Raw genomic sequence first — 757 nt, 5'->3', positions numbered from 1 at the left:
TCGTGATCGCGTCGATGCGGTTGGGGCTGGTGCCGCCGGGCAGCGAGATGCTGCCGGTAGTGTTGAGGCTCAGCGTATTGGCTTCCAGCGAGGTCACCCCGCCGCCGGTCTGCACGATGCCGCCGCTGCCCGCGTTCATCGTGATCGAGCCGGTGGGGTTGAGGTAGCTGATCGCGGGGCCGGCCTGGATGATCCCGGAGATGGTCGTCCCGGCCGTCGAGGCGGGGTCGATGGCCGTGAGAGCGGTGTTCATCCCGGAACTGATGGTCAGGCCGGTCGCCCGGATCGTGCTGCCGGCGCCCTGGATGAAGTTGCCGGTGGCGCGGAAGACCGCGAGCCCGGACTGACCGAACACGTTGCCGTTGATCGTGAGGTTGCCGCCGATCACGTCGATCTGGGCATTCGTGTTGGCATTGATGCTGGTGTTGACGGTGAGTGAGCGCGCGTTGCGGACGGAGACGCTGCCGCTCGCGGCGTCGAGCGTGTCGATGGCGGCGATCAGATTGTCGGCCACGCCAAGGTCGACACTTCCGAAATTGGCGGGGTTGGTCTGGGTCAGGTTGCCGGCGGTCAGGCCGCCTGCCGCGCTCTGGCTGACCGTCGTGCCGGTCGTGGTACCGGTCAGGTTGATGCTGTTCGCGAGCGGCACCGTGACCGGGCCGTTGAAGACAAAGCTGCTGCCGGAGAGGTTCAGGTCGCCGGCGGTCAGCAGGATGGAGCCGTTGGCGGTCACGGTCAGGGCGCCGCCGGCCTCCAG

The 757-nt window shown here is 67.8% G+C and carries 1 protein-coding gene; it reads right to left on the bottom strand.

Features of this window, described 5'->3' with window-relative positions:
- The coding region (locus AC1DWF_RS33940) for a hypothetical protein (RefSeq protein WP_476842882.1) at positions 1–757 on the bottom strand (757 nt) is incomplete at both ends.

This window comes from Aminobacter sp. P4_D5, assembly GCF_056401815.1.
The sequence above is the reverse complement of the archived record's forward strand: the minus strand, read 5'-3'. Positions and strand labels throughout refer to the sequence as shown.